The organism is Microbacterium sp. 1262 (genome assembly GCF_040544895.1).
GTDB lineage: Bacteria > Actinomycetota > Actinomycetes > Actinomycetales > Microbacteriaceae > Microbacterium > Microbacterium plantarum.
Genome location: NZ_JBEPKU010000001.1, coordinates 2,267,315 through 2,285,590, shown reverse-complemented (window position 1 = coordinate 2,285,590; position 18,276 = coordinate 2,267,315). Strand labels below are relative to the sequence as shown.

The window sequence follows — 18,276 nt, the reverse complement described above, 5'->3', positions numbered from 1 at the left end:
TCAGGAGAGATATGAACGCCACACAGCAGCCCGGACAGGAGGAGGCGCAGAGCGCCCTCGAGCAGTTCGGCATCAACCTCACTGACCGTGCCCGGCAGGGCAAGCTCGACCCGGTCATCGGGCGCGACAGCGAGATCCGCCGCGTCAGCCAGGTGCTCACCCGCCGCACGAAGAACAACCCCGTCCTCATCGGCGAGCCCGGCGTCGGCAAGACCGCCGTCGTCGAGGGCCTCGCTCAGCGCATCGTCGCGGGCGACGTCGCCGAGAGCCTCAAGAACAAAGAGCTCGTCTCGCTCGACATCTCCGCGCTCGTGGCCGGCGCCATGTACCGCGGTCAGTTCGAGGAGCGCCTGAAGAGCGTGCTCAAGGAGATCACCGAGTCCGACGGCCGCATCATCACCTTCATCGACGAGCTGCACGTGCTCATGGGCGCGGGCGGCGGCGAAGGCTCGGTCGCGGCATCCAACATGCTCAAGCCCATGCTCGCCCGCGGTGAGCTCCGCCTCATCGGTGCGACCACCCTCGACGAGTACCGCGAGTTCATCGAGAAGGATGCCGCGCTCGAGCGCCGCTTCCAGCAGGTCTACGTCGGCGAGCCGAGCGTCGAGGACACCATCGCCATCCTCCGCGGGCTCAAGGAGCGCTACGAGGCCCACCACAAGGTCGCCATCTCGGACGGTGCGCTCGTGGCCGCGGCATCCCTCTCGAACCGCTACATCCCGGCCCGCCAGCTGCCCGACAAGGCGATCGACCTGATCGATGAGGCCGCGTCGCGCCTGCGCATGGAGATCGACTCGGCGCCGCTCGAGATCGACGAGCTGCGCCGGCACGTCGACCGGCTGAAGCTCGAGGAGCTCGCGCTCAAGAAGGAGAAGGATGCCGCCTCGCGCGAGCGTCTCGACGCCTTGCGTGCGACGCTGAAGGACGAGCAGCAGAAGCTCGACGAGTTGCAGGCGCGCTGGGAGCGCGAGCGGGCGTCGCTGAACCGCGTCGGCGACCTCAAGACGCGTCTCGACGCGGCTCGTGTCGAAGCCGAGCGCGCGCAGCGCGAGGGCAACCTCGAGAAGGCATCGCGGCTTCTGTACGCCGAGATCCCGGCGCTCGAACGCGAGGTCGTCGAAGCGGAGCGCGCCGAGACCGCCGTCGACGGGCCCGAGCGGATGGTCAACGAACAGGTCACCGACGAGGACATCGCCGCCGTGATCGCCGCCTGGACCGGCATCCCCGTCGGGCGCCTGCTGCAGGGGGAGACCGAGAAGCTCGTGCGCCTCGAGTCCGAGCTCGGCAAGCGCCTCATCGGGCAGAAGACCGCCGTCAAGGCCGTCGCCGACGCCGTGCGTCGCTCGCGAGCGGGCATCAGCGACCCGAACCGGCCCACGGGCTCGTTCCTGTTCCTGGGGCCGACCGGTGTCGGCAAGACCGAGCTCGCCAAGGCTTTGGCCGAGTTCCTCTTCGACGACGAACACGCCATGGTGCGCATCGACATGTCGGAGTACGGCGAGAAGCACTCCGTGTCGCGGCTCGTCGGTGCCCCTCCCGGGTACATCGGCTACGAGCAGGGCGGCCAGCTCACCGAGGCCGTGCGCCGCCGCCCGTACTCCGTCGTGCTGCTCGACGAGGTCGAGAAGGCGCACCCCGAGGTCTTCGACGTGCTGCTGCAGGTCATGGACGACGGCCGCCTCACCGACGGCCAGGGCCGGACGGTCGACTTCCGCAACGTCATCCTGATCCTCACCTCGAACCTCGGATCGCCGATCCTCATCGACCCGACGCTGAGCCTCGAGCAGAAGCGCGAGCAGGTGCAGATCCTGCTGCGCCAGGCGTTCCGGCCCGAGTTCCTGAACCGTCTCGATGACACCGTGATGTTCGAGGCGCTGAGCCAGGACGACCTCGCACAGATCGTCGAGCTCTCCGTCGACGCGCTGCAGCGGCGCCTCAAGGACCGGCGTCTCTCGCTCGCGGTCACCCCCGATGCGCGCGCGTGGCTGGCCGAGCGCGGCTACGACCCGGTGTTCGGAGCCCGGCCGCTGCGCCGCCTCATCCAGTCCGAGATCCAGGACCGCCTCGCCATGGCCATCCTGTCGGGCAGGGTGCGCGACGGCGACATCGTCCGGGTCGACGTGGCCGCCGACGGCTCGGCGCTCGTGCTGACGAGTGCCGGTCCCGCGGCGGAGCCTGCCGCGCCGGCAGCCGCCGGAGGGGACGACGACGTGATCGAGGCCGAGCTGCTCGACGACTGATCGCGGCGGCGGCCTGCCCACGACGCCGAGGCGCGCAACCCCGTCGGAGCCGATGACCCTGACGTGAGAGTGTGGACGCATGCGTGCGATCCGGGCCCTGTGGGGCGCCTCACACCCGGGGCCCTCGGTCGTCGTGACGGCTCTGGCTCTGGCGCTCGGACTCGCGGCCGGGCTCGAGCCCTGGCGGCTCGCGGTGCTGGTGGCATCCGTGCTTTTCGGTCAGCTCTCGATCGGCATCTCCAACGACGCGATCGACCGTGAACGCGACCGCGCCGTCGGCCGCACCGACAAGCCTCTCGTCCGCGGTGAGGTCTCGAATCGTGCGGCCTGGATCGCGGCCGGGGGCTCCGCCGTCATCGCGCTCGCTCTCTCGGCGGCGCTCGGATGGGGGATGCTGCTCGCGCACGCCGTGACGATCGTGTCGGCCTGGTCGTACAACCTCGGGCTGAAGTCGACGCCGGTGTCCGTCGTGCCCTTCCTCGTGAGCTTCGGTCTCTTCCCCTCGCTGGCGACGCTCTCGTCACCCGATCCGACGCTCGCGGCGCCCTTCGCTGCTGTGGCGGGTGCTGCGCTCGGGGCGGCGGTGCACCTGACCAACGTCCTGCCCGACCTCGACGACGACCGCGACACCGGTGTGCGGGGGCTGCCGCATCGCCTCGGAGCGCCGGTATCGATCATCATCGCTGTCGCCGGGATCGTCGTCGCCGCGATCGCCGTGCTCATCGGCGGGCGGAGCGAGGGAGTCCTGCCGTGGCTGTTCTTCGGCGTGGTGCTGGTGCTCGCGGTCGCGGTGGTGGTGCGGATGCGGCTCCGCGGTCCCGACCGCACCGGCTTCCGCCTCGTCATGGCCGCGGCTCTCGTGCTCGCCGCGCAGCTGGTGGTGGCTGCGGGCTCGTTGCGCTGAGAACTCAGCGAGCAGCGGCGTCGAGCCCCATCGCATAGGCGTTCGGGACCAGGGAGCCGGTCGCGGCGAGCACGCGCCCGAGCATCCGAGTGCGCACGGCGTCCGCGCCCGCACTCACCGGGCGGCCGAGACGCATGTTGACCGCCGCCAGCCGTCCCGCCGTGCGGGCCGAACGCAGCCGATCGTGCTCCCATCGTGCTAGGGCAGCAGCGGGCTCGGTGCCGCTGCGGACCCAGGCAGCGAGCAGCGGCGCGAGGGTCGCCGCGTCGAGGAGGCCGAGGTTCATCCCCTGTCCTCCGATCGGGCTGATCTCGTGTGCGGTGTCGCCGATCACCGTCACCCGGCCGCGACGCAGGGCCGGTGCGAGCACACGTCGCACGCGGAACCCCGTCGCGCCGGTCAGTGCCTCTGCGGCATCCGTTTCGCCCCGTTCCCGTATCGCCGTGCGCAGCCGCCGCAGCCGCGCATCCGGCTCGTCGAACCCGCCGTCATCCTGCCCGGGCGGCTCGTCCCAGGCGACGAAGCGGCGTCGGCCTCCCGGCAGGGGGAAGGACTCGAGCACCCCCGCTCGCGCGAGGTGAACCACCGCGACGTCGGCATCGGGTCTCCCGGGGACGTCGGCGTCGCTCATGAGGTACCGGTCGGGGTAGCTCGTGCGTCTCACGGCGTTCGGCCGGAACACGAGCTCGCGTGCGCCGACGCCTCCGGCGACCACGACGAGCGGCGCCGACAGTTCGCCGGCCCCGCGAGCACCGGACGTCTCGACCCGTACGTCGGCCGGCCCCGGTGTCACGCGGGTGACGGCGACCCCACGCAGCGGCGACGGCGCACCGAACGCGAGAGCGCGCTCGGTGAGGGCCTGCGGGAGGGTGGCGACATACGGATGCCGCACCGACAGGCGATCGAATCGGACGACGCCGAGCAGTGTTCCGTCGCTGCGGGCCTCGCCGCGCGAGACACGGACCGCGTCCTCGAGGATGCGGTCGGTCGCACCGCCCTCCTCGAGCGCGGCGAGGACGGGAGCGTGCAGCCCGATCGCCCGCGACCCGTCGCCGCCGCGTTCGCGGCGCTCGAGCACCGTGACGTCGACACCCCGCCGCGTAAGCTCGGCCGCCAGCAGCATCCCCACCGGGCCAGCGCCGACGACGATGACGTCAGGCACGCCCCGCTCCCACGGCGAGCACGCGGAACGGCGCGGGGCGGACGACGTGCCACTCGCCGCGACTCGCGAGCGTCGTCCGCAGCTCTCGGGCACGGTAGCTGCGGCGGATCGAGCGCAGCCCGTCGGTGCGCAGGAAGGTCCCGTGCTGAACCGGCAGGATGGCCGCCGCGTAGAGCGCGTAGGCCGCGCGCCCCCGCTCGATGTCGGCGTGGAGCACGATGCCGCGCGACAGGGCGAGCGAGTCGGCGATGAAGGCGTCGAGCTCGGGCTCGCCGAGGTGATGCAGCACATGGTTCGAGATGACGGCGTCGAAGCGCTCGCCGCTCGCCCGCAGCGCCGTCGAGTCGGTGCTGCGGAACTCCAGGTCGGGCCGGCTGCGCTCGCGCGCGACGGCGAGGGCGCGGGGATCCGGGTCGATCCCGACCCAGCCGACGTCCAGGCCATCCCGTTCCGCGAGCCGCGCGAGCCGCGCGGTGACGTCGCCACCGCCTGATCCGATGTCGAGCACGCGGGCGGGTCGATCCAGACGCGCGAGGGCGGGCCGCAGATGCCGCCGCCATACCGTTCCCCAGCCGCTCACGGCGCGATTGACGAGGTCGAAGCGGCGGAGCGTCTGCGCGAGGGCCTCCGGATCGCAGTCCGGGTCGTCCATCAGCTCGCGCAGCTCGACGTCGCGACGACTCAGGTCCACGATGCGACGGGTTCCGCCCGCACGGCATCCGTCGACGCTTTCTCCGCAACGCCGGTGTCGGCTCCAGCGGCGACTCCTGCCGTGAGGAGCGCGGCCTCCATCGTGAGTCCGGGGCCGAACGCGAGCGTCGCGATCGTCTCGCCGTCGCGCAGGGTGTCTGCGTCGAGGAGCGAGCGGAGGATAAAGAGGATCGTCGCGCTCGACATGTTCCCGTAGTCCCGCAGCGCGGCACGCGACGCCGCAAGGGCATCCGACGGCAGGTCGAGGCCCGATTCGACGCGGTCGAGGACGGCTCGGCCGCCCGGGTGGACGGCCCACGTGTCGACCCGGCCGTCGCCGATCACCTCGGCCACCGCGGCGCGGATCTCGCGCCCGATGATGCGCGGCACCTCGGCCGTCAGCACCATCTCGAAGCCGGCGTCCCCGATCGTCCAGGTCATGTCGCGCTCACCGTCGTCGGTCACCGCGGTCGCGAACCGATCGAGGTCGAGCCACCGCTCTCCGCGACGCGCCGGGTCTGCGCTGACGACCGCCGCCGCGGCGCCGTCGGCGAACAGCGATGCCGCGAGGATCTGGTCGGGGTCGTCGGCGACCCGGAAGTGCAGGGTGCACAGCTCGGCGCAGACCACGAGCACGACGGCGTCGGGCTGGGCGGCGCACATGCGTGCCGCTGCCCGAAGGGCCGGGACGGCGGCCGCGCAGCCGATGAACCCCAGGTGGTAGCGCTCGACGGTCGTGGGAAGGCCGAGGTCGCGCACCAGCCGGTAGTCGGGACCCGGCGCGTACATGCCGGTGCACGAGACGGTCACGACGTGAGTGATCTCCGCCGGCGCGACGGATGCCGCAGACAGGGCCTCCCGCGCCGCGCGCGCCGACAGCTCGGGGGCGAGGGCGATATAGGTGTCGTTGCGTGTGCCCGTCGAGGGCGAGAGCAGTGCCCCGTCGTCGGAGATGACGGGAAGGGATGCCGGGTCGCCGGCGGCCGGGCCGGCGGCATCCGATCGCGCGCCACCGGGCTCGAGCGCCTCGGCGAGATCGGTCAGCACGGTGTGCCGGGTCTCGATGGCCGAGGCGTCGAACGCCGCGCGGACCAGACGCTGCGACAGCCGTCCGATGCCGGGCTGTGCGGCGAACAGGTCGCGCACGGAGTTCTGGTGAAGCACGGCCGGCGGCACGGCGGTGCCGATCGACAGGATGCGGGCGGTCATGCTTGACGATAACCGGTGCGGCACCGCCGCGGCGCCGGGGTGTCGCACCTCACAGACCTCGTCTATGGTGCGGCCGCCGCCGTGCGAACCGCTGCCGGCGGGCTCAGTCGTCGATGACGACCGACTCGGCCACGGGCCGGCGGGTGCGGGGCGAGAGCTCGCGCTCGCGCACGGCGGCGGGGGCGGCGTCGATGTCGCCGAGGTCGCCGACGGCCATGACGGTGACGGGCGTGAACGGGGCCTCGATGCCGAGCTTCTCGGCGAGGGCTGCGGCATCGAACCCGGTCATCTGGTGGGTGTACAGGCCGTCGGCGTGGGCCTGGACGGTGAAGTGCGCGGCGGCCTGGCCGAGGTCGTAGAGCGCGGTGGGCACGGGCTTGCCGTCGTTCTCGGTCTGCGCGATGAAGACGATGAGGGCGCCCGCGGGGCCGGCCCAGGCCTGGTTGAACTCGACGAGCGTCGACACGACCTTCTCGTGGGTCTGGGTGCCGCGACGAGCGACGACGAAGCGCCAGGGCTGTGCGTTGAAGGCCGACGGGGCCCAGCGTGCCGCCTCGAGGGCGCTGGCGAGGGCGTCCTCGTCGACGGGGGAGACCTCGTCGTACAGGCGCGTGCTCCAGCGGGCGGCGAGGATGTCGAGGACGGGGGCGTCGGTCTCGGCGACGCGCTCTTCGATGAGGGACATGGGATTCTCCCGGGTTCGTGCGGACAGCGTCGGACTCCATCGTCCCGCCACGTGCGAACGACGGCGCGTTCGCCGACATTCCCCGTCACGAGAAACTCATCGCCGTCCTCCGGGCGTGAACCCGGAGGACGGCGATGCGGCGGGAGGGCGGGCGGCCCCGCAGCGGCCGGGTCAGCGGCGCAGGGCCTCGCCGAGCTTGACGCGGGCTCCCATGCGCAGGAGCGAGTTCTCGTAGATCTTGGCGCCGACGAGGATCGCCCCGACGCAGGTCAGGAGCAGGATCGCGAGCGACAGCAGCGGCTCCCACCACAGCGCGTCGCCGAGGAACAGGCGCATCGGCATGCCGACCGGTGCCGAGAAGGGCACGTACGACATGATCCCGAGGATCAGCGGGTTGTTCCACGCGAAGATGACCAGGAAGTACGGCGCCATGACGAGCAGGATGAGGGGCGTCGTCGTCGCTCCGATGTCCTCCTGCCGCGAGACCATCGCGGCGGCGGCGGCGAAGAGCGCGGCGAGCAGCACGAAGCCGAACAGGAAGAACACTGCGAACCAGGCGATGGGGGCGCCGATGCCCGTCAGCAGCGCCGTCTGATCCGTGACCGTCAGCCCGATCACCGCTACCGCGGCGAGGATGAGGATCTGCCCCATCGCCAATACCGTGTTGCCGATCACCTTGCCCGCGAGCAGCGCCCGGACCGGCACGGCCGAGATCAGCAGTTCGACGACGCGCGTCTGCTTCTCCTCGACGACCGACTGGGCGATCGTGGCACCGAAGGTCTGCGCCGAGATGAAGAAGATCGCGCCGAACCCGATCGCGACGATGTAGCCGAGGAAGCCGGCGTCGCCGGAGGGGTCGAGCAGCTCGACCTTCGGCAGCTGCGCGAGCGACAGGAGGATGGTGTTCGACACCGACGTGTCGCCGATGACGACGTATCCGCTCGGCGCGGACGCGTCGGCGACGACCGCGGCGTCGACGTCGCCGTCGCGCACGGCGCTCTCGGCGGCCGCCCGGTCGGCGACATCCTTCACGTCGAGGCCGGGCGCGTTCTGGACGTACGAGGCCGCGTCCGGGGTCACCGCGACGGGCGAGCCGCTGTCGTTCCCCGCCGAGAAGCCGCCCCAGATCACGAGCGCGAGCGCGCCGAGGAAGAGGATGGCGAACGAGATCACGAACGACTTGCTGCGGAGCTTCGAGCCGATCTCGCGTTCGGCGACGAGCCAGGTGCTCTGGGCGAATGAGGGGGATGCGGCGCTCACGGGGCGACCTCCTGGATGACTTCGGTGAAGATCTGGGCGAGGGACGGATGCCGCGGCGTGAAGCTCGCGACGTCGCCGTGCTCGACGGCCCGGCGCAGCACGCGCTGCGCGGTCTCGTCGGCATCGACGTCGAACAGGGCGTAGCCGCCGTCGAACTCGACGACCTCGACCCCCGGTTCGGTGCGGAGCCAGCCGGCATCTCCCGTCGAGACGAGCTCGTAGCGGTGCCCCTGGTGCTCGCGGCGGAGCCCGTCGCGGGTGCCGGCAGCGCGGATGGTTCCGCCGGCGATGATGACGAGGTCGTCGCAGAGGCGCTCGACGACGTCGAGCTGGTGCGACGAGAACAGCACGCCGACGCCCTGGGCGGCCCGCGTCTGCAGGACGCCCGCCACGACGTCGACGGCGAGGGGGTCGAGCCCCGAGAACGGCTCGTCGAGGATCAGGACCTCGGGGTCGTGCACGAGGGCGGCGGCGATCTGCGCGCGCTGCTGGTTGCCGAGCGACAGCGTCTCGATGTTGTCGTTGAGGCGCTCGCCGAGTCCGAGCTCTTCGAGAAGGGCGCGGGCGCGCGCCGTGGCATCCGACTTCGAGAATCCATGCAGTCGGGCGAGGTAGACGATCTGCTCGAGCACCTTCATCTTGGGATATAGCCCGCGTTCCTCGGGCATGTACCCGAAGCGGCGCCGGTCGGCGGCCGTCACCGGCGAGCCGTCGAGGGTGACCTCGCCCCGGTCGCGCGAGAGGACACCGAGCATGATGCGCATCGTGGTGGTCTTGCCCGCCCCGTTGCCGCCGACGAAACCGGTCAGGCGCCCATCGGGCACCCGGAACCCCACGTCGTCGAGCACGCGGTGCGTGCCGTAGTTCTTGGTGATGCCGCTCAGTTCGAGCATTCCGCCTCCTTAGCCGATGACTCCACGCTAGGGAGCGGGCGGGGTCGGGCGGATCCCCCGTACGGCGGATCGTGGCGGAGTACGCCCCGCCCGGCGGGGGAGCCGTGCGGGGGGAGCGGGGTGGGTGGGCCCCGTCAGCGGCGCAGGAACGTGATGACCGGATGCCCGTCGCGGGCGTCCGGGCGCACCTCGGCGGCCACGCCGTAGACGTCGGCGATGAGCTCGGCGGTCAGCACCTCGGCGGGGGCGCCCGCGGCGACGACCCGGCCCGACTGCAGCACCATCACGGCGTCGCAGTACATCGCGGCGAGGTTCAGATCGTGGATCGCGACGATGCACGTCACCGGCAGGTCGCAGACGAGTTCGAGCAGGTCGAGCTGATGACGGATGTCGAGGTGGTTGGTGGGCTCGTCGAGCAGCAGTTCGCGCGGCTCCTGCGCCAGCGCGCGGGCGATCTGCGCGCGCTGGCGCTCGCCGCCCGAGAGCGTGTGCCACATGCGGTCGGCCCGATCAGCCAGGCCGACGTGCTCCAGGGCGCGATCGACCGCCGCGGCATCGGCCGCCGGGTCGCCGCCGAAGGTCGTCCGGTGCGGGATGCGCCCGAGGCGCACGATCTCGCGCACGGTGATGTCGACCTCCGTGTCGGCGTGCTGCGTGACGGCGGCCACGGTCCGCGCGACGCGGCGCCGGCTGAGCGACGAGAGGTCTTCGTCATCGAGGGTCACGAGGCCCGCGGTCGGCCGAACGAGCCCGTGCAGCAGGCGCAGGAGCGATGACTTGCCCGATCCGTTCGGGCCGAGCAGGCCCAGGGTCTGACCCGGTTCGGGGTGCACGCTCACGCCGTCGACGACGAGCGTGCCCGAGCGCGTCCACGACACGTCGCGTGCGGCGAGGGTCATGCGCGGTTCCTCCGGCGGGCGAGCAGAACGATGAAGACGGGCACGCCGACCAGGGCGGTCCCGACGCCGACGGGCAGCGGCGTAGGCGAGAAGGCGACGCGCGAGCCGGCATCCACCCACACCATGAAGATCGCCCCCGCGACGATCGTGGTGGGGATGAGGCGCCCGTGGCGCGACCCGACGAGCAGGCGTGCCATGTGGGGCAGGACGAGGCCGACGAAGCCGATCGCGCCGGCGACGCTCACGAGGGTGGCCGTGATCAGCGCGGTCGTGACGAGCAGGATGCCGCGCGTGCGTGCGATGTGGATGCCCAGGGAGGCCGCGACCTCATCGCCGAAGACGAAGGCGTCGAGGGCCGAGGCGTAGCGCAGGCACAGCAGGGAGCCCAGCGCCACGACGACGGTGCACAGCACGACGTCGTCCCAGCGGATGCCCTCGAGCGAGCCGAGGAGCCAGAACATGACCCCGCGCGTCTCATCGGCGTCGGCGAACGCGAAGATCACGAGAGAGGTGAGTGCCGAGAACAGCTGCGTGCTCGCGACTCCGGCCAGGACGACACGGTCGTTCCCGCCCCCGGCGAGGCGTGCGAGCAGCAGCACCACCGCGAAAGCGACGAGCGCTCCGATGAAGGCCCCGCCGGAGAGGCCGAGCGCGGCACCGCCGAGGCCGAGCACGCCGATCGCGACGGCCCCGGTCGAGGCGCCGGACGAGATGCCGAGGATGAACGGCTCGGCGAGGGGGTTCCGCAGCAGCGACTGCATGATGACGCCGCAGAGCCCGAGCCCCGCACCGCACGCCGCGGCGACCAGCGCGCGGGGCAGTCGCTCCTCCCAGACGATCGCGTCTTTCGCGGTCTTGACGGGGATGTCGGTGAGGCCCAGGTGGTTGGTGACGATGTCGCGGACGTTGACGAGCAGGATGTCGGCCGGGCCGAGGGTGATCGCGACGCCGACCGACACGACGAGCAGCAGGATGCCGCCCCCGAGCAACCCGGCCGTGGCGACGGGGCCGCGGGTGCGCACGCTCAGAGCTCGTCCCGGTGCTCGTCCATCCAGCTCTCGATCTTCTCGAGCCCGTCGACGAAGCGGATCGAAGGGTTGAGCTCGGCGCCATGCAGCGCGATGTAGCGCTTGTTGCGCACGGCATCGATCGTGCGCGTTACGGGATCCGACTCGAGGAACGCGATCTTGTCGTCGAGCCGGTCGCCGGGGAAGCGATCGCGTTGCAGATCGCCGAGGACGAGCACCTGCGGATCGCGGTCGACGAGGTCCTCCCAGGTGGTCGCGGGCCAGTCGTCGTCGGCATCGGCGTACACGTTGGTGAACCCGGTGGTCGCCGCGAGCAGCGCAGCCGAACCGAGCCCGCCGGCGACGTACGGGGTCTTGGTGTCGGCGAACCAGAAGGCGACGGTGGCGCCCGAGGCGTCGAGGCCCTCTGTCGCGGCCGCAGCGCGCGAGCGCAGATCGTCGACGAGCTCCTCGGCCCGATCGGAGACGTCGAAGATCTGACCCAGCTCGGTGATCTCCTGATAGAGCGCGTCGACGGTGAGCGGGGTGGTGCGGGTGCCACCGCCGTTGATGCTGACGCCGTTGTCGCAGTCGGTCGGCGAGAGGTAGCTGCCGATCCCGGTCTCGTCGAACCGGTCGCGCGTCGCGACGCCGCCCTGCGTGAAGTGTCGTCCGAACGAGGCAGTGACGAAGTCGGGGTCGGCGCCGAGCGTGACCTCGTAGGTGGGGGCGTTGTCGGCCAGGCGGGGCACGTTCTGGTTCGCCTCGGCGAGCGAGGGAAGGATCGGGTCGGTCCACGACGCCGTGCCCACGATGCGGTCCTCCAGCCCGAGCGAGAGCAGGATCTCGGTGGAGTTCTGGTCCAGCGAGACGATGCGCTGGGGCGCCGCGTCGACGGTGATGGAGCGGCCGCAGTTCTCGATCGTCAGGGGGTAGGACGTCTCTCCGTTGCCGGCCGGGGCGGCCGCGCCGGCCGGGACGACCTCCGATGCGCCGCAGCCCGCGAGAGCGAGAGCGGCCAGCGGAACGATGGCGAGACTGGCGAGGAGACGATGACGCACCGCAGAAGGATAGCCTCGCCTAACCAGCATCCGCGAATCGCCGTGTTGGCGGATCCGACCCCCGACCGCGATGATGCGAGCATGCCCGCACCGATCGAGCGCTACGCCCTCCTCAGCAACTGCCGCAGTGCGGCGCTCGTGTCCGACCGGGGCGACCTCGACTGGCTGTGCCTTCCCCGCTATGACTCCGGCTCCATCTTCGGCGCCCTGCTCGGCGACAGCTCGCACGGATGCTGGAGCCTGCGGCCACGCGACCCGGACGCGACCGCGACGCGGCGCTACGACGGCGACACGTTCGTGCTCGTGACCCGGTGGGAGTGTGCCGCCGGTGTCGCCGAGGTGCACGAGTTCATGCCGGTCCTCGACGGGGTCGATGCGGTCGTCCGGCGCGTCGTCGGTGTCGCGGGCGAAGTCGACTTCGTGAGCGAGGTGCGGCTGCGCTTCGACTATGCGCGGGCGGTGCCCTGGGTGCGGCAGATCGGTGCGGCCGACACGTCGGATGCCCGCCCGATGGGCGTCCTGCTCGCGGTGGCCGGGCCGGATGCCGTCACGCTGCGCGGGCCGCGGCTCGTCGCCCGGGACACGATGCACCGGGGCGAGTTCCGTGTCGAGGCGGGGCGCACCGTCGACTCGGTGCTCCGCTGGGAGGCCTCGTACCGCGACATCCCGCAGCCCTTCGACGTCGACGGCGCCCTCGAGCGCACGCGCGGGTGGTGGACGACCTGGGCGCGGCGCATCCGCGACGGCGGGCGGTGGGGCGACCGGGTGCTGCGTTCCATGCTCGTGCTGCGGGCGCTCACCCACGCCGAGACGGGCGGCATCGTCGCCGCCGCGACGACCTCTCTGCCGGAGGATTTCGGTGGTTCGCGCAACTGGGACTACCGGTACGTATGGCTGCGTGACGCTGCCCTGACTCTCGAGGCCTACATCTCGCACGGCTATCTCGAGGCGGCCGCGCGCTGGCGCGACTGGCTGCTGCGGGCGGTTGCGGGCGATCCCGCCGACGTGCAGATCATGTACGGCATCGCGGGCGAGCGCGACCTGCCCGAGCGCGAGCTGGAGAGCCTGCCCGGCTACGCGGGGTCCGCGCCGGTGCGCGTCGGCAACGGCGCGGTCGACCAGTATCAGGCCGACGTCATCGGCGAGGTGATGGTCGCCCTCGAGGCCGCCCGGCTCGCCGGCGTCACCGAGACCTCGTTCTCGTGGGCGTTGCAGCGGGCACTGCTCGATCAGGTCGTCGCCTGGCTCGACCGGCCCGATCACGGTATCTGGGAGATCCGGGGTGAACCGCAGATGTTCACCCACTCGCGGGCGATGATCTGGGCCGCCCTCGATCGGGGCGTCCGCGCCGTCGAGGAGCACGGGTTGAGCGGCGATCCCGATCGCTGGCGGGCCCTGCGCGACCGCGTCCGCGCCGAGATCGACGAGCAGGGCGTGGATGCCGCGGGCGGGCACTTCACGCAGCACTTCCGCACCGACGAGGTCGACGCGTCGCTGCTGCTGCTTCCGGCCGTCGGGTTCTGCGCTCCCGACGATCCGCGCATGCTCGCGACCGTCGCGCGCATCGAGAGCACGCTGCTGCGCGACGGCCTGGTGATGCGCTACCGCACCGAGGCCGGCGTCGACGGTCTCGCCGGCACCGAGCATCCCTTCCTCGCCTGCTCGTTCTGGCTCGTCGAGCAGTACGCGGCGACCGGACGCATCGACGACGCCACCCGGCTCATGGACCGCTTGTGCGGACTCGCCAACGACGTCGGGCTCCTGTCGGAGGAGTACGACGTCACCGACGGGCGCCAGGCGGGAAACACGCCGCAGGCGCTGTCGCACCTCGCGCTGGTGGGCGCAGCCGATGCGCTGGCGGGGCACGGCGGGCGCGCGGCGCACCGGCGCTGAGCCGGCCGGCGGTACGCCACAGCGGCCACCTCGGCGTTCATCGGGCAGATATGCGCGGGGCCTATGATGCCCGGGTGACGTCTCTTCCGGCATCCCCCCGCCGCCCGACGCGCCGCCAGCGACTGGCGGCATTCGGCCGAACCCGTCGGGGTCTCGTCACCGGTTTCGTGGCCTTCCACGCGGCCTACATCCTCGCCCTCCTGCCGCTGATCATCGCGGGCGGCACGGAGGGCGACCTCCCGCTGTACCGGCAGTGGGCGCAGGATGCCGTGCAGGGAACCTGGCCCATCATCGACTTCGAGTGGGTGTACCCGGCGGGCGCGCTGCTGCCGATCGTCGCGCCGATCGCGCTGGGCCCCTACCTGTACCAGCTCGTCTGGCTGCTCATGCTCGCCGGCGCCAACTGGCTCGCGCTCGCCGCGATCGCCGGCGCGCGGCTGCAACGTCGCTCGGCCTATCCGGCCGCTTGGTACTGGCTGCTCAGCATCCTGCTCCTCGCCCCCGTGTCGATGCTGCGCCTGGAAGGGTTCGCTGCTCCGCTCGCCATCGCGGGACTCGTCTGGGTCTCGCGGCGCCCCGTCGTCGCCGGAGCGCTCATCGCGCTCGCCACCTGGATCAAGGTGTGGCCGGCCGCCATCGCGGCTGCGGTGGTCGCGGTGTGCCGGAGCCGCTGGTGGGTCGCCGTGGGCGGTGGCGTGGCGAGCGTCGTCATCATGATCGCGGTGGTTCTCGCCGGGGGCGCATCGAACCTCTTCAGCTTCCTCACGATCCAAGGGACTCGTGCCCCGCAGCTCGAAGCGCCCGTCGCGACGCCGTGGGTGTGGGCGACGATCTGGGAGCTGCCCGGAGCGCGCATCCAGCAGAATTACGAGCTCGCCACCCGCGAGGTGATCGGGCACGGGGCGATGGCTGCCGGCGAGGTCGTCGGCTGGCTCATGATCGCCGCGTTCGCCGCGATCGCGTTGCTGCTCGTGCGAGCCCGGATGACCTGGGTCGCCGGCGCCCAGCGCGTCGAGCGCGCGGAGGGTCGCCTCATGGTGCTGGGCGCCTTCGCCCTCACCGCCGCGCTGATCGTCTTCAACAAGGTCGGCTCTCCGCAGTACATGCTGTGGCTCGCCCCGATCGTCGTCGTGGGGCTGCTCATCGACCCCGAGCGGTGGCGGACGCCCGCGAAGTGGATGGCGGTGACGAGCTTCCTGACGACGCTCGTCTTCCCGATCTTCTACATGCCGCTCGTGCACGCCGACCCGTTCGCGGCGAGCCTGCTTCTCGCCCGGAACGTGCTCCTGGTCGCACTGTTCATCTGGAGCATCCAGGCGCTCTGGCGCATCGCGATGCCGCGCGCGGTGCGGCCCCTCTCGATGCCCGTGCCGCGCCCCTCGCTCTCGCCCGTCTCCGACCCGGCCTGAGCTCGCGGCTGGTCAGGCCCAGCCGTTGCGGTGGGCCAGGACGACGGCGGCCACGCGGTCGCGTGCGCCGAGCTTGATGAGGATGTTCGACACGTGCGTCTTCACCGTGGCGTCGCCGATGAAGAGCTCTCGCGCGATCTCGGCGTTGCTGAGCGCCCGCGCGAGGAGGCGCAGCACCTCCGCCTCCCGCTCGGTGAGGCCGTGATCGGCGGGAGTCGACGCCTGCGGCGCGGCGGGTGCTTCGGTGGTCGCGGAGGTCGCGTCGGGTGGGCCGCCCGCGAAGCGCTCGATGACCCGTCGGGTGACCTCCGGAGCGAGGAGGGCGTCACCGGCGGCAGCCACCCGCACGGCGGCGGCGAGCTCCTCGGGTCCCGCGTTCTTCAGCAGGAAGCCGCTGGCTCCGGCCTGCAACGCCTGGAACAGGTAGTCGTCGCGGTCGAAGGTCGTCACGACGACGACCGCGCTGGAATTGCGAGGGTCGGCGACGATGCGGCGGGTCGCCTCGAGTCCGTCGAGGACGGGCATCTGGACATCCATGAAGACGACGTCCGGCTGCAGGCGTGCGACCGTCTCGACGGCCTCCGCGCCGTCGCCGGCCTCGCCCACGACGGCGATGTCGCCGCTCGCCTCGAGGATCATGCGGAAACCGGCCCGCATGACGGCATGGTCGTCGACGAGCACCACCGACGTGGGCGTGGTGGGCGAGGGCGTGGTGGTCGTGCTCACGCGGGAACCCCCTCGGCGCTCGGCTGGGACGACCGCGCGCTCGCGGGAACACGGGCCCGGACGAGGAAGCCGCCGCGAGGACGGGGTGCCGCCTCGAGCCAGCCGCCCGATGCCGCCGCGCGCTCCCGCATGCCCACGAGGCCGAGGCCCGGCGTCGCCCCGAAGCGCACGCGGCCGTCATTGGCGATCTCGAGCTCGATCTCGTCGCCGTCGAAGCGCAGCCGCACGTCGGCGCGCGCGTCGGGCCCGCCATGGCGGCGCGCGTTCGTGAGCGCCTCCTGGGCGATGCGGTAGAGGTTCACCTGAGCGACCTCGGACGCCGTGACCGGTTCGCCCACGACGGTGAAGGTGGTCGGCATCCCGTTCTCCTCCGAGTACCGGACCAGCTCGGCGATCGCCTCGAGCCGCAGCGTCGAATCGTGCGGTGCTGCGGCATCCGGGGTCCGCAGCGTCTCGAGCAGCTGGCGGAGCTCCGTCAGCGACGCCCGTGCCGATTCCTCGACCACGGTGAGCGCGCGTCGCGCCGCCTCGGGATCGCGATCGAGCACCGTGCGCGCGGCGCCGGCCTGCACGCCCATCGCCGAAACGTGGTGCGCCACGACGTCATGGAGCTCCCGTGCGATGCGGACGCGGTCGAGCGCCACCGCCTGCGCCGCGGTGATCTCGCGCTCGTGCTCGAGCTCACGCGTGCGCTGTTCGAGCTCCTCGCGGCTGAGCGCGCCCGCGTAGGCGCGCTCGCCGAACGCGAAGGCGCCGGCGAAGAAGACGACGTTGAAGAGGAACTGCAGCATCATCATCGCCGCGACGGGGGAGAACAGCGAGAACTCCGCGGCGCTGTCGCTGCCCTGTTCGCTGGCCGCCTGGAACATCGCCGCGAGCAGCCAGAAGAACATGCCGATGATGACCACGACGCGGACGATGAGGGCCCGCCGCCGATCGACGACCCACGCGCCGACCGAGTACATCGCGATGAAGAGGGCGATGCTGCCGACGTACATCTCGGGGATGTGCACCGACATGCCGACGAAGTAGACGACAGCGACGACGATCAGCGCGACCTCGGGGATGCGGCGACGCAGCGCGAGCGGTGCCGTCAGCGCCACGCTGTAGAGCAGGCCCCAGCCGAGGTGCGGTGAGTCGTCGCCCCAGACCTGCGCGACACTGCCGAGCCAGGTGCTGAGGATCGCGCTCACGAGCAGCGCGGCGGCGAGCCACAGGTCGTTGCGCAGTTGCTCGGGGGTCGCGGCGAGACGCTCGTCGGGTACGGGGGAGGCCACGGACATGACCTCCACGCTACGGTGCGCGCAGGGGTGCGACATCCCCCGAGCGGGGGAGCCGGACGGCCGTCGCGACGATCAGAAGATCATCGGACGGTCGTCATCGTCGTCGCCGTCGAGGTCGAGGTCGACGACGACGGGGACGTGATCGCTCGGCGCTTCGCCCTTGCGCTGATCGCGGTGGATGGCGGCGTCGGTGACGGCATCGGCGAACGCGGACGAGCCGAGGATGAAGTCGATGCGCAGGCCCTCGTTGCGGGGGAACCGCAGCTGCTTGTAGTCCCAGTAGGTGAAGCCGGTCGGCACCAGCGGGCGCACGGTGTCGGAGAGGCCGGCGTCGAGCAGCGCCTGGAACGCGGCGCGCTCGGGCGCCGAGACGTGGGTCGTCACGCCCTCGACGAGGGTCGGGTCGCCGACATCCTCGGGGGTGGGGCAGATGTTGAAGTCGCCGGTGAGCGCCAGGGGGAGGCCGGGGGATGCGGCCAGGGTGTCGCGCGTGTACTGCTCGAGCGCCTGCAACCAGTGGAGCTTGTAGACGTAGTGCGGGTCATCGAGCGACCGGCCGTTCGGGACGTAGAGGCTCCAGACGCGGACGCCGCCGACGGTCGCGGCGATGGCCCGCGCCTCCTGCGGCGCGTCGGGGCCCTCGTGGCCCTTGAGGAATCCCGGCATCCCGGGAAACCCGATCTGCACGTCGGTCATCGGCTCGCGGCTGGCGATCGCGACGCCGTTCCACTGGTTCAGGCCGTGGAGCTCGACGTGGTAGCCGGCCGCCTCGAACTGCTCCATCGGGAACTGCTCGGGCTTGCACTTGATCTCCTGCATCGCCAGGACGTCGATGTCTTCGTTCACCGCGAAGCCGACGATCCGGTCGACGCGAGCGCGGATCGAGTTCACGTTCCAGGTGGCAAGACGCATGCCCCCAGCCTATTCGGCGGCTCGGACCTCGCCCGCTGCGCGG

At 71.7% G+C, this 18,276-nt stretch carries 16 protein-coding genes; 4 read left to right on the top strand and 12 right to left on the bottom strand.

Annotation, left to right across the window (positions count from 1 at the left end):
- Positions 1 to 11: 11 nt before the first annotated feature.
- The gene (locus ABIC53_RS10885) at positions 12 to 2,240 is read left to right on the top strand and encodes an ATP-dependent Clp protease ATP-binding subunit (RefSeq protein WP_282501952.1); all 2,229 of its coding nucleotides are present in this window, start codon (positions 12 to 14) and stop codon (positions 2,238 to 2,240) included.
- Positions 2,241 to 2,319: 79 nt separating this feature from the next.
- Positions 2,320 to 3,144, top strand: a complete 825-nt coding sequence (locus ABIC53_RS10880; RefSeq protein ID WP_274178230.1) for a UbiA family prenyltransferase — start codon at positions 2,320 to 2,322, stop codon at positions 3,142 to 3,144.
- 4 nt (positions 3,145 to 3,148) lie between these two features.
- Here the strand turns inward: ABIC53_RS10880 and ABIC53_RS10875 are convergent, their stop codons facing one another.
- The 9 genes from ABIC53_RS10875 to ABIC53_RS10835 all read right to left on the bottom strand — a co-directional run bounded on the left by ABIC53_RS10875 (position 3,149) and on the right by ABIC53_RS10835 (position 12,010).
- On the bottom strand, positions 3,149 to 4,306 hold the full coding sequence (locus tag ABIC53_RS10875) for an FAD-dependent oxidoreductase (RefSeq protein ID WP_282501953.1): 1,158 nt from the start codon (positions 4,304 to 4,306) through the stop codon (positions 3,149 to 3,151).
- Positions 4,299 to 4,997: a methyltransferase domain-containing protein gene (locus ABIC53_RS10870; protein WP_282501954.1), complete on the bottom strand. Its 699-nt coding sequence runs from the start codon at positions 4,995 to 4,997 to the stop codon at positions 4,299 to 4,301. The genes ABIC53_RS10875 and ABIC53_RS10870 overlap by 8 nt, the downstream gene beginning before the upstream one ends.
- A complete protein-coding gene (locus tag ABIC53_RS10865) occupies positions 4,988 to 6,205 on the bottom strand; it encodes a type III polyketide synthase (protein ID WP_354451454.1) in 1,218 nt (405 codons plus the stop codon). Before ABIC53_RS10865 ends, ABIC53_RS10870 begins: the two co-directional genes overlap by 10 nt.
- A 103-nt stretch (positions 6,206 to 6,308) precedes the next feature.
- Positions 6,309 to 6,890 (bottom strand): nitroreductase family protein, encoded by a 582-nt coding sequence (locus tag ABIC53_RS10860; protein WP_112616103.1) that lies wholly within the window; start codon positions 6,888 to 6,890, stop codon positions 6,309 to 6,311.
- A 171-nt stretch (positions 6,891 to 7,061) separates the two neighbouring features.
- A complete protein-coding gene (locus tag ABIC53_RS10855; RefSeq protein WP_274178234.1) occupies positions 7,062 to 8,150 on the bottom strand; it encodes an ABC transporter permease in 1,089 nt (362 codons plus the stop codon).
- A complete protein-coding gene (locus tag ABIC53_RS10850) occupies positions 8,147 to 9,043 on the bottom strand; it encodes an ABC transporter ATP-binding protein (protein WP_282501956.1) in 897 nt (298 codons plus the stop codon). Before ABIC53_RS10850 ends, ABIC53_RS10855 begins: the two co-directional genes overlap by 4 nt.
- 134 nt (positions 9,044 to 9,177) lie before the next feature.
- The gene (locus ABIC53_RS10845) at positions 9,178 to 9,942 is read right to left on the bottom strand and encodes an ABC transporter ATP-binding protein (protein ID WP_282501957.1); all 765 of its coding nucleotides are present in this window, start codon (positions 9,940 to 9,942) and stop codon (positions 9,178 to 9,180) included.
- Positions 9,939 to 10,964: a FecCD family ABC transporter permease gene (locus tag ABIC53_RS10840; protein ID WP_258524604.1), complete on the bottom strand. Its 1,026-nt coding sequence runs from the start codon at positions 10,962 to 10,964 to the stop codon at positions 9,939 to 9,941. The genes ABIC53_RS10845 and ABIC53_RS10840 overlap by 4 nt, the downstream gene beginning before the upstream one ends.
- Positions 10,965 to 10,966: 2 nt before the next feature.
- Positions 10,967 to 12,010 carry an ABC transporter substrate-binding protein gene (locus tag ABIC53_RS10835; RefSeq protein WP_282501958.1) on the bottom strand — a complete coding sequence of 348 codons (1,044 nt, stop codon included), beginning with the start codon at positions 12,008 to 12,010 and terminating at the stop codon, positions 10,967 to 10,969.
- An 81-nt stretch (positions 12,011 to 12,091) separates the two neighbouring features.
- Here ABIC53_RS10835 and ABIC53_RS10830 point away from each other — a divergent pair, with 81 nt between their 5' ends.
- Together ABIC53_RS10830 and ABIC53_RS10825 are read left to right on the top strand one after the other, a co-directional pair.
- Positions 12,092 to 13,903, top strand: a complete 1,812-nt coding sequence (locus ABIC53_RS10830; RefSeq protein ID WP_282501959.1) for a glycoside hydrolase family 15 protein — start codon at positions 12,092 to 12,094, stop codon at positions 13,901 to 13,903.
- Positions 13,904 to 13,977: 74 nt separating this feature from the next.
- Complete coding sequence (locus ABIC53_RS10825) at positions 13,978 to 15,312, top strand: glycosyltransferase family protein (protein WP_240309798.1); 1,335 nt, start codon at positions 13,978 to 13,980, stop codon at positions 15,310 to 15,312.
- Positions 15,313 to 15,324: 12 nt separating this feature from the next.
- Here ABIC53_RS10825 and ABIC53_RS10820 read toward each other — a convergent pair whose 3' ends face one another.
- From ABIC53_RS10820 to ABIC53_RS10810, 3 genes are all read right to left on the bottom strand, one after another.
- The gene (locus tag ABIC53_RS10820) at positions 15,325 to 15,969 is read right to left on the bottom strand and encodes a response regulator (protein WP_112616951.1); all 645 of its coding nucleotides are present in this window, start codon (positions 15,967 to 15,969) and stop codon (positions 15,325 to 15,327) included.
- Positions 15,970 to 16,034: 65 nt separating this feature from the next.
- Entirely contained in the window at positions 16,035 to 17,321 is a 1,287-nt protein-coding gene (locus ABIC53_RS10815; protein WP_282501960.1) for a sensor histidine kinase, read from the bottom strand.
- 72 nt (positions 17,322 to 17,393) lie between these two features.
- Complete coding sequence (locus ABIC53_RS10810) at positions 17,394 to 18,233, bottom strand: exodeoxyribonuclease III (RefSeq protein ID WP_282501962.1); 840 nt, start codon at positions 18,231 to 18,233, stop codon at positions 17,394 to 17,396.
- Positions 18,234 to 18,276 lie beyond the last annotated feature (43 nt).

What these genes read in the sequence shown, in the direction of transcription:
- ABIC53_RS10865 (WP_354451454.1), bottom strand. Translation starts at nt 6,205, where the DNA reads ATGACCGCCCGCATCCTGTCGATCGGCACCGCCGTGCCGCCGGCCGTG.
- ABIC53_RS10885 (WP_282501952.1), top strand. Translation starts at nt 12, where the DNA reads ATGAACGCCACACAGCAGCCCGGACAGGAGGAGGCGCAGAGCGCCCTC.
- ABIC53_RS10850 (WP_282501956.1), bottom strand. Translation starts at nt 9,043, where the DNA reads ATGCTCGAACTGAGCGGCATCACCAAGAACTACGGCACGCACCGCGTG.
- ABIC53_RS10880 (WP_274178230.1), top strand. Translation starts at nt 2,320, where the DNA reads ATGCGTGCGATCCGGGCCCTGTGGGGCGCCTCACACCCGGGGCCCTCG.
- ABIC53_RS10860 (WP_112616103.1), bottom strand. Translation starts at nt 6,890, where the DNA reads ATGTCCCTCATCGAAGAGCGCGTCGCCGAGACCGACGCCCCCGTCCTC.
- ABIC53_RS10820 (WP_112616951.1), bottom strand. Translation starts at nt 15,969, where the DNA reads ATGCGGGCCGGTTTCCGCATGATCCTCGAGGCGAGCGGCGACATCGCC.
- ABIC53_RS10810 (WP_282501962.1), bottom strand. Translation starts at nt 18,233, where the DNA reads ATGCGTCTTGCCACCTGGAACGTGAACTCGATCCGCGCTCGCGTCGAC.
- ABIC53_RS10815 (WP_282501960.1), bottom strand. Translation starts at nt 17,321, where the DNA reads ATGTCCGTGGCCTCCCCCGTACCCGACGAGCGTCTCGCCGCGACCCCC.
- ABIC53_RS10845 (WP_282501957.1), bottom strand. Translation starts at nt 9,942, where the DNA reads ATGACCCTCGCCGCACGCGACGTGTCGTGGACGCGCTCGGGCACGCTC.
- ABIC53_RS10830 (WP_282501959.1), top strand. Translation starts at nt 12,092, where the DNA reads ATGCCCGCACCGATCGAGCGCTACGCCCTCCTCAGCAACTGCCGCAGT.